Origin of the sequence: Streptomyces sp. NPDC046909 (assembly GCF_040644695.1) — a bacterium.
Lineage (GTDB): Bacteria > Actinomycetota > Actinomycetes > Streptomycetales > Streptomycetaceae > Streptomyces.
In genome coordinates, this window is record NZ_JBEYXC010000009.1 from 469,532 (window position 1) to 478,585 (window position 9,054).

9 protein-coding genes and 2 rRNA genes are annotated in these 9,054 nt (G+C 67.3%); all 11 read right to left on the reverse strand.

The genetic code is table 11. From position 1 onward, the window contains the following. Positions 1-41 precede the first annotated feature (41 nt). On the reverse strand, positions 42-731 hold the full coding sequence (locus ABZ928_RS30400) for a MerR family transcriptional regulator (RefSeq protein ID WP_361525797.1): 690 nt from the start codon (positions 729-731) through the stop codon (positions 42-44). Positions 732-990: 259 nt separating this feature from the next. Then, positions 991-1,464 (reverse strand): bifunctional nuclease family protein, encoded by a 474-nt coding sequence (locus ABZ928_RS30405; protein WP_004002801.1) that lies wholly within the window; start codon positions 1,462-1,464, stop codon positions 991-993. Positions 1,465-1,541: 77 nt separating this feature from the next. After that, complete coding sequence (locus tag ABZ928_RS30410; protein WP_361525800.1) at positions 1,542-2,276, reverse strand: MerR family transcriptional regulator; 735 nt, start codon at positions 2,274-2,276, stop codon at positions 1,542-1,544. Between the two features lie 45 nt (positions 2,277-2,321). Beyond that, the gene (locus ABZ928_RS30415; protein WP_361525802.1) at positions 2,322-3,215 is read right to left on the reverse strand and encodes an FHA domain-containing protein; all 894 of its coding nucleotides are present in this window, start codon (positions 3,213-3,215) and stop codon (positions 2,322-2,324) included. A 61-nt stretch (positions 3,216-3,276) separates the two neighbouring features. Next, entirely contained in the window at positions 3,277-4,110 is an 834-nt protein-coding gene (locus tag ABZ928_RS30420; RefSeq protein ID WP_361525805.1) for a DUF881 domain-containing protein, read from the reverse strand. Positions 4,111-4,115: 5 nt separating this feature from the next. Further along, positions 4,116-4,448, reverse strand: a complete 333-nt coding sequence (locus ABZ928_RS30425; RefSeq protein WP_003988855.1) for a small basic family protein — start codon at positions 4,446-4,448, stop codon at positions 4,116-4,118. Further along, a complete protein-coding gene (locus ABZ928_RS30430) occupies positions 4,445-5,341 on the reverse strand; it encodes a DUF881 domain-containing protein (protein WP_361525807.1) in 897 nt (298 codons plus the stop codon). Before ABZ928_RS30430 ends, ABZ928_RS30425 begins: the two co-directional genes overlap by 4 nt. Before the next feature lie 107 nt (positions 5,342-5,448). Beyond that, entirely contained in the window at positions 5,449-7,944 is a 2,496-nt protein-coding gene (locus ABZ928_RS30435; protein WP_361525810.1) for a mannose-1-phosphate guanyltransferase, read from the reverse strand. A gap of 116 nt (positions 7,945-8,060) precedes the next feature. Further along, entirely contained in the window at positions 8,061-8,669 is a 609-nt protein-coding gene (locus tag ABZ928_RS30440; RefSeq protein ID WP_361525813.1) for a CDP-alcohol phosphatidyltransferase family protein, read from the reverse strand. 109 nt (positions 8,670-8,778) lie between these two features. Beyond that, a 5S ribosomal RNA gene (gene rrf, locus ABZ928_RS30445) occupies positions 8,779-8,895 on the reverse strand. A gap of 86 nt (positions 8,896-8,981) precedes the next feature. Continuing rightward, a 23S ribosomal RNA gene (locus ABZ928_RS30450) occupies positions 8,982-9,054 on the reverse strand; the annotation flags it as partial.

Sequence of the window (9,054 nt, forward strand, 5' to 3'; positions counted from 1 at the left end):
ACAATCCAGTGCCCACAAGGCGCGCAAGGCCCCCGAACCGCTCAGACAGCCCGGTTCCGCCGTCGCGCGAGCTCATCGGCGGGGTTGTGACCCACCAGCGTCTCCCCGGTGTCGATCCGCTCCCCGTGCAGCTGGGACAGCGCACTCTCGACGTCCCGCCACACCACGCCCACGGCGATCCCGAAGATCCCCTGCCCGCCCTGGAGCAGCGCGTGGACCTCGTCCGGCGAGGTGCACTCGTAGACCGTGGCACCGTCGCTCATGAGCGTCATCCGCTCCAGGTCCCGGAACCCGCGCTCCTGCAGATGCTGCACAGCGGTACGGATGTTCTGCAGCGACACACCCGTGTCGAGGAACCGCTTGACGATCTTCAGGACGACGACGTCCCGGAAGCTGTAGAGCCGCTGCGTCCCCGACCCGTACGCGGGCCGCACGCTCGGCTCGACGAGCCCGGTGCGCGCCCAGTAGTCCAGTTGCCGGTAGGTGATGCCGGCGGCCGCACAGGCCGTCGGACCGCGGTAGCCGATCTCCTCGGACGCCATGGACGTCGCCCCTCCGCCGCTGCTCGGCACGGCCGCCGGTCGCCGCGGAGCGTGATCGGCCGCGCTGCTGTGATGGGGGTCCCCCCAGCTCGAGCGGAGCCGAGAGCCTGGGGGAGGGTACGGACCGCCGGCTCCGAGACTGCGTCCCGAAGCGCCCCCAGCCGTCGTACCGTCGCCGCTGCTTCTCACGCCGACCTCCGTCCTTGACCTGCCTTCTCGACGGTAGGCAGTCACCCGGGGTGCGTCAACGATCGCCACACTCGGCACGCCGAGTGATAATCACCCTAGGAGTGGTTTCCCGTACCCCACCGCGGGGAAAGGCTAGCCGAATGCGCTCGGGGCGGGCCGCAGGACGCTCTCACGCGCCGCTGGCAAATGCCAGCATTTCAGTGGTGACCGGACACGACCGACCCGTCACGGACCGCGAATCCGCCGGGCCGGCCACGTCTCACTGGCTGCTGGTGCCGAAGTCCTCGGGCGAGATCTGGTCGAGGAACTCGCGGAACTTCTCCACCTCGTCCTCCTGCTCGTCCGGGATGGCGATGCCCGCGTCGTCGAGCACACCGTCGCTGCCGTAGATCGGCGTCCCGGTGCGCAGTGCCAGCGCTATGGCATCGGAGGGGCGGGCGCTCACCTCGACGCCGCTGGCGAAGACGAGCTCCGCGTAGAAGACGCCCTCACGCAGATCGGTGATGCGCACTTCGGTGAGCTCCTGGCCGACGGCCTCCAGCACGTCCTTGAACAGGTCGTGGGTCAGCGGTCGCGCGGGGGCCATGCCCTGCTGGGCGAAAGCGATCGCGGTCGCCTCCCCCGGCCCGATCCAGATGGGGAGGTAGCGGTCGCCTCCCACTTCACGCAGGAGCACGATCGGTTGGTTGGAGGGCATTTCGACCCGGACACCTACGACATCGAGCTCGTTCACACAGCAACCCTAGGCCGTGCCCGGGACGTTTGGGTAGTCGGGCAGGAAACGGGTGCCCGATCCGGTGCGCCAGGCCCTCAGGGCAGCCGTACACCGAGAGCGGTCTGCACCAGTGCCGCGTGCAGTTTCACCGTGAGTCCCGCCAGTTCCTTCGTACGGGCTTCCGCGTGCGCCCTGGTCTGGGGGTTGCGGTGTCGTTTCAGCGGGGCCACGACCTGGTCCACGAGCCCCGCTTCACGGTCGGCGGCGGCCTTCATCACCCGCAGATGCCGCGGCTCGATCCCGAACCGCCCCAGCTCGGCCACGAGCGCCGCCACGGTGACCGCCTCGGCGTCGTACACCCCGTCCGGAAGCGGAGCGATGAGCCCGTACGACTCCCACTCCTCCAGCTCCCGCTCGTCGATCTCGGCCGCGGCGAGCAGCTCCGACCGCCCGATCCGCGCGGCGGTCGGCGCCTCGAAGGGCTCGGCCGCTTCGCCGTCCCGCTGACGCCCCACGACGGGCAGGACGACGGCCTCACCGCGCTCCATGGCGTCCAGGTGCTCGCGGATCACCTTGAGCGGCAGATAATGGTCCCGCTGCATCCTCAGGACGTGACCGAGGCGCTCGACGTCCTCCGGGCTGAACTTGCGGTACCCCGAGGGGGTCCGCTGCGGCTCGATGAGCCCCTCCGACTCCAGGAAACGGATCTTGGAGATGGTGACTTCGGGGAACTCGTCGCGCAGCGCGTTCAGCACCGTGCCGATGCTCATCAGCCCACTGTCCGCGGCGGCGGCACCGTCCCGGGCACCGCCGCTCGGTGATTGAAGCATGGACCTTCCCTGGGGGTGTCCCTCCGGACGGAGCCCGGGGGCGGGTCAGTAACCCCGCTGGCTCGCGTAGAAGACCAGCCGGTACTTGCCGATCTGCACCTCGTCGCCGTTGTTCAGCGGCACCGAGTCGATCCGCTCACGGTTCACATACGTGCCGTTGAGGCTGCCGACGTCGGCGACGGTGAACGAGCCGTCCGGCTGGCGACGGAACTCCACATGCCGGCGCGACACCGTCACGTCGTCCAGGAAGATGTCGCTCTGCGGATGACGTCCGGCCGTGGTCAGCTCGCCGTCCAGCAGGAAGCGGCTGCCCGAGTTCGGCCCCCGGCGCACCACCAGGAGCGCGGAGCCCAACGGCAGCGCATCGACGGCCGCCTGTGCCTCCGGGGAGAGCATGGGCACCTGCGTCTGACCGGTGACCTCGGCGTCGTACGCCTCGAGACCGGAGATCGAGATCGTGGAGGTCGTCTCCGACGGACGCTCGGGCGTGCCGCGCAGCGGCGCACCGCAGTTGGAGCAGAAGCGGCTGTTCTCCGCGTTGCGGTTACCGCACCTCGTACACACCAGGGCCGACATGGAAAACTCTCCACCCGTACTCGAGGTTGACGGTTGCCCGAAACCTATGCCGCCGGACTGCGCAGGGTCAACAGACGGCGCGCCCTGACCTCCGGGAACGTCGCCACCCACCTGGTCCCGGAACAACGGGCGCTGGCCCTCCGCGTCAGGCTGGGCGCGATGACGAGCGGTCGCGTTGGCGTTGTCGCTGCCCTCTCGCGCGCTCTTGCCGAACAACTTCGCAAACAACTTCACGGGCGATTCCCCTTGACCGAAACAGACCCGCCCGTGGGGCAGGACGAACCCTGATTGCATACACCGGCCGACCCGGACATCCTCACAACGTCCGTATCCACCTGACAGTTTCCACCACGCACCACCCAATCGGTGCGCCGACCCCCCGCAACCTCATGCCCTGGCCGGACGTCCCCCATGCACCCGCGGTTCACTGGGAGGACGACCGAGCGTAGTCAGGCTGCTTCGCCGCTCGCAAGGCGTCCACGACGATCTTGGTGGACCGTTCGACGGTGACCGTGGCCTGCTCCTTCTCGAGAGTCTGCACCACGCCTCCAGGAATGTTGAGCGCCGGTTCGAGGTCCTGCGGCTTGCCGATGACCTTGAAACGATAGGGCGCGTTGATCTTGTTCCCGTCGACGCTCACGCTCTTGCCCGAGTCGGTCAGATAGGTGCCCGCGACCACCCGCACACCGTTCACCTGGATCGCCTCGGCACCGGCCGCGCGCAGCTCCTGGACCGCGTCGAGCAGCATGTCCGCCTCGACCGTCCCCTTGGTGTCCTCGATCGTCATCGTGATGCCCGGCCCCTGCGCGGCCACCGTGCCCGCCAGGATGCCGAGCTGCCTCTCCTTCTCCAGCGTCTGCTTGCGGGCCTCCTCGGCCTGGTCCGAGCTGTTCTCCAGCTCGTCCCGCTGCTTCTCCAGACCCGCCTTCTCGTCCTCAAGACGCTGAGTACGGTCATCCAGTTCATCGAGAATGCGCACAAGATCTTCCTGACGCGCGCCGCGCAGGGCACTGTCCCCGTCGCTGTTCGAGGCGACCTGGACGGCAAGACCGAATCCGAGGCCGAACAGCAGCACGGCGACGATGAGTTGGGCCCGGGTGACCCGCGGCGGCCACAGCCCCTGGGCCAGCCGCTGGCGACCGGTCAGCCCCGGCTCCGGCGCCTCGGCCGGCTCGACCGCCTCGCCGGCCGACGACGGCACCTCTTCGGGCAGTTCCTTGCGCAGCCGGTTCTCCGGCGTCTCGTCCTGGTTGCTCATCGGTCTCACGCCCGGAACACGTGCCGGCGGATCGCCGCGGCGTTCGAGAAGATCCGGATCCCGAGGACGACCACGACACCGGTGGACAACTGGGCGCCCACACCCAACTTGTCGCCCAGGAACACGATCAGCGCGGCGACGACCACGTTCGACAGGAACGACACCACGAACACCTTGTCGTCGAAGATCCCGTCGAGCATGGCCCGCAGACCGCCGAAGACGGCATCCAGCGCCGCCACGACGGCGATCGGCAGATAAGGCTCGACGACCGCCGGAACCTCAGGCCGGACCAACAGGCCGGCCACGACTCCCACGACGAGGCCCAGTACGGCGATCACGATGTGCCCTTCTCAGTTCTCGGCTGTGCTGTACGTACGATCACACTCGGTGCTGCGGGCAGCCGGAGGTCGTCCTCCGTGGAGATACTCGTCCGGATGCCGTAGTTCTCCTGGAGGGCGTTCAGATACAGCCCGTCGGCGCTGTTCTGGAACCTGGTGCTCAACCGCTGCCCGTCCCCCACCGCGAGCACCGTGTACGGCGGCACCAGCGGCCTGTTGTCGACCAGTATCGCGTCACCCGCGGCCCTGATCGCCGACAGCGCGGTCAGCCGCTGCCCGTTGATGGAGACGGCCTCGGCGCCCGACTCCCACAGCCCGTTGACCACGCGCTGCATGTCCCGGTCCCTCACCCGCCCGGTGTCGGAGAACCCGGAGGTCTCACGGGGGTCCCCGTCCCCACCGGTGCTGGCTTCCTTGGCGTCGTCCACGACCAGCTTCACGCCGGGACCGTGCACCGCCGTGGCCCCCGACAGAATGCCCACCAGGTCCGCCTGGCCGCTCCCGCCGCTGTCCCTGAGTGCCTCACGCTGCCGGGTGCCGACCTCGTCCCGCAGCTCGTCGACGGAGTCCTCGAGCTTGTCCGCCGCGTCCGTCTCACGGTCGATGCGGTCGATGAGCTCCTCGCGCTCCTTGGCCACGACAGGAGCCGCCACCCGCGCCTGCGCCGCCCCGACGGTCACCACCAGGGCGGCGAGAACCAGCCCCGCGGCCAGACCCAGCTTCGCCCGCAGCGTCTTGGGCAGACCGCCCTCGCCGGCCGCCTTCTTCCGCTCAGCCGCTTCCGCGTACCCGTCATCGAGGCTGTGGTCCATGACGTTGGTGAGCAGCGACATGGACGCGTCCGGGCGCGAGGGGCGCGTAGGGGTGCTCCGAACGGGGGGCTGCTGCGGCATGCCGCACATCGTCGCACGTCGCGACCACTACCTCCGAATGGCCCCACCGACGCGCCGGACAGGCCCCCTTGGGGACACTTGTCCGGCACGCGCGCGTGCTGTGTCTTTCAGCGGCCGGCGCTGTCCACGACCGCGGACCACTCGTCGAGCAGCGCCTGGGCGGAGGCGTCGTCGGGCCCTTCCGCCCACAGATGGGTGACGGCCTCGGCGGGATCGGGCAGCACCATCACCCACCGCCCGTCGGTCTCCACGACCCGCACACCATCCGTCGTATCGACAAAGCGATCCCCGGCCGCCTCCACGACCCGCCGCATCACAAGTCCCTTGACCGCCCAGGGAGTCGCCAGATCCCGCTTGAGCACATGCGCCCGCGGAATCCGCGCATCGATCTGGCTGAGGGTCAACTGCGTCCGCGCCACCAGCCCGATGAGCCGTACGAAGGCAGCCGTACCGTCGAACACACTGCTGAACTCCGGAACGATGAAGGCACCCTTGCCATCACCACCGAAGATGGTCGAGTCATCGCGCCCGACGCGCGTCAGATCGTCGGGCGACGTGGTCGTCCACTCCACCTGCGTCCCGTGATACGCCGCCACCTGCTCGGCGATCCTCGTCGTGGTCACCGGCAGCGCCACCCGCCCACTGCGCCGCTCCGCCGCCACCAGGTCGAGCATGACCAGCAGGGCCCGGTCGTCCTCGACGATCCGCCCCTTCTCGTCGACCAGCGACAGCCGCTCACCGACGGGGTCGAACCGCACCCCGAACGCGGCCCTCGACGACGCCACGATCTCCCCGAGCCGCACCAGCCCCGACCGCCGCACATCCGCGGTCTCCGTCGGCCGCGACTCGTCGAGCCCCGGATTGACGGTCAGCGAGTCCACCCCGAGCTTCCCGAGCAGACTCGGCAGCACCAGCCCGGCGCTGCCGTTCGACGCATCGACGACGACCTTCAACCCGGACTCGGCAATCCCCGTCGTATCGACGTTCCGCAGCAACGACCCCGTGTACGAGTCGAAGACACTGGCCGGGAAGTGCAGATCCCCGATCTCCCCGGGAAACGCGCGCCGGTACTCCTGCCGCGCGAACACCCGGTCCAGCTTCCGCTGACTTCCCTGCGACAGATCGGCACCCCGCCCGTCGAAGAACATGATGTCGACGGAGTCCGGCACCCCCGGCGTGGTCCGAATCATGATCCCGCCCGCACTGCCCCGCGCGGTCTGCTGCCGCGCAACAGGCAGCGGTACATTCTCAAGATCCCGTACGTCGATGGCGCTGGCCTGCAACGCGGAGATGACCGCCCGCTTCAGCGCACGCGCACCACGCGAGTGATCGCGGGCCGTCGTGACGGTGGAGCCCTTCTTCAACGTCGTCGCATAGGCACCGGCGAGACGTACGGCCAGTTCGGGCGTGATCTCCACGTTCAGAATGCCGGACACCCCACGGGCGCCGAAGAGATGCGCCTGGCCCCTGGATTCCCAGATGACCGAGGTGTTGACGAACGCGCCGGCCTCGATGGTCTTGAACGGGTAGACCCGCACATTGCCCTGAACGATCGATTCTTCACCGATGAGGCACTCGTCCCCGATGACAGCCCCGTCCTCGATCCGGGCCGCACGCATGATGTCGGTGTTCTTCCCGACGACACAGCCCCGCAGATTGCTCTGCTGCCCGACGTAGACGTTGTCGTGCACAACGGCCTTGTGCAGAAAGGCCCCGCTCTTCACGACCACGTTGGAGCCGACGACCGTGTGCTCCCTGATTTCCGCGTCGGCCTCGACCTTCGCGTAGTCCCCGATGTAGAGCGGTCCGCGGAGAACGGCATCGGGATGCACCTCGGCACCTTCCGCCACCCACACACCGGGCGAGAGCTCGAAGCCGTCGATCTCGACGTCGACCTTGCCCTCCAGGACGTCGGCCTGCGCCTTCACATAGCTCTCATGCGTGCCGACGTCCTCCCAGTAGCCCTCGGCCACAAAGCCGTAGACCGGCTTGCCCTCCTTCATCAACTGCGGGAAGACATCGCCGGACCAGTCGACGGGCACATCGGGCTCGACATAGTTGAAGACCTCGGGCTCCATCACATAGATGCCGGTGTTCACCGTGTCGGAGAAGACCTGGCCCCAGGTCGGCTTCTCGAGGAAACGCTCGACCTTGCCCTCTTCGTCGACAATGGTGATGCCGAATTCCAGCGGATTGGGTACGCGCGTCAGACATACGGTGACGAGCGCGCCCTTCTCCTTGTGGAAATTGATGAGCTCGGTGAGGTCGAAGTCGGTCAGGGCATCACCGGAGATGACGAGGAAAGCGTCGTCCTTCAACGCCTCTTCGGCGTTCTTGACGCTTCCGGCGGTACCGAGTGGCTTCTCCTCATTGGCATAGGAGAGCTCCATTCCGAGCTCTTCCCCGTCACCGAAGTAGTTCTTGACCAGAGAGGCCAGGAACTGGACAGTAACGACGGTCTCGTTGAGCCCATGCCTTTTGAGCAGCCGAAGAACGTGCTCCATGATCGGGCGGTTGGCCACGGGCAGGAGCGGCTTGGGCATGCTTGAGGTCATGGGGCGAAGGCGTGTGCCTTCGCCGCCGGCCATCACGACGGCCTTCATGTCGGAAGCGTCCTCCTCTAAGAGATGACGGTCTAGCCGACTTCACCCGCCCTGATTGTCCCGCACTTTCTCACCGCGGGCCATCGAGCCACTGTGGGCCGCGCCTATCGGCGAGTTCAATCGGCCATGGCGTCCGCACGGACCAAGCGGCGGACTTGTACCACGTAGAGGACTCCTGCCCACCAGTACAGCGTTGTACCCCATCCGGCGAACGCCCATCCGAAAATAGCAGCGAGTGACGGGAGCCAGCCAGTTCCGTCACTGAGCAGGAGCAACGGGAAGGCGTACATCAGGTTGAACGTGGCGGCCTTGCCAAGGAAGTTCACCTGTGGAGGCGGATAGCCGTGGCGCCTGAGGATACCCACCATCACCAACAGGACCAGTTCACGCGCCAGAAGTACAGCGGTCAACCAGATCGGCAGAATCTCGCGCCAGGTGAGTCCGACCAAAGTCGAGAGAATGTAGAGCCGGTCAGCCGCGGGATCCAGGAGCCGGCCGAGGTTGCTGATCTGGTTCCAACGCCGGGCGAGCTTGCCGTCCAGGTAGTCGCTGATCCCGCTGAAGGCCAGCACCAGAAGCGCCCAGCCGTCACTCTTGGGGCCGCCGAACTCGGGCCTGAGGATCAACCACAGGAAGACGGGCACACCAACGAGTCGCGCCATGCTGAGGATGTTGGGGATGGTGAGGACTCGATCCGTCTGGACGCGAGTCTCCTGGACCTCCACCCGGGGGCCTCCTGTGGGAAACGTGCCAACGATGCCCCCTGACCTTACCTCAACGCAAAAAAGCTCCGGCTCTCGGGCGGTATGCCCAAGAGCCGGAGCTATAAAAGGAGTTCGGCGGCGTCCTACTCTCCCACAGGGTCCCCCCTGCAGTACCATCGGCGCTGTGAGGCTTAGCTTCCGGGTTCGGAATGTAACCGGGCGTTTCCCTCACGCTATGACCACCGAAACACTATGAAACTGTCAGCCGCACCATGCTGTGGCAGCATGGGGCTGTTCGTGGTTTCAGAACCAACACAGTGGACGCGAGCAACTGAGGACAAGCCCTCGGCCTATTAGTACCGGTCACCTCCACCCATTACTGGGCTTCCAGATCCGGCCTATCAAC

Coding starts and splice junctions, on each gene's coding strand:
- ABZ928_RS30420 (WP_361525805.1), bottom strand. CDS start 4,110: ATGAGCAACCAGGACGAGACGCCGGAGAACCGGCTGCGCAAGGAACTG.
- ABZ928_RS30410 (WP_361525800.1), bottom strand. CDS start 2,276: ATGCTTCAATCACCGAGCGGCGGTGCCCGGGACGGTGCCGCCGCCGCG.
- ABZ928_RS30435 (WP_361525810.1), bottom strand. CDS start 7,944: ATGAAGGCCGTCGTGATGGCCGGCGGCGAAGGCACACGCCTTCGCCCC.
- ABZ928_RS30430 (WP_361525807.1), bottom strand. CDS start 5,341: ATGCCGCAGCAGCCCCCCGTTCGGAGCACCCCTACGCGCCCCTCGCGC.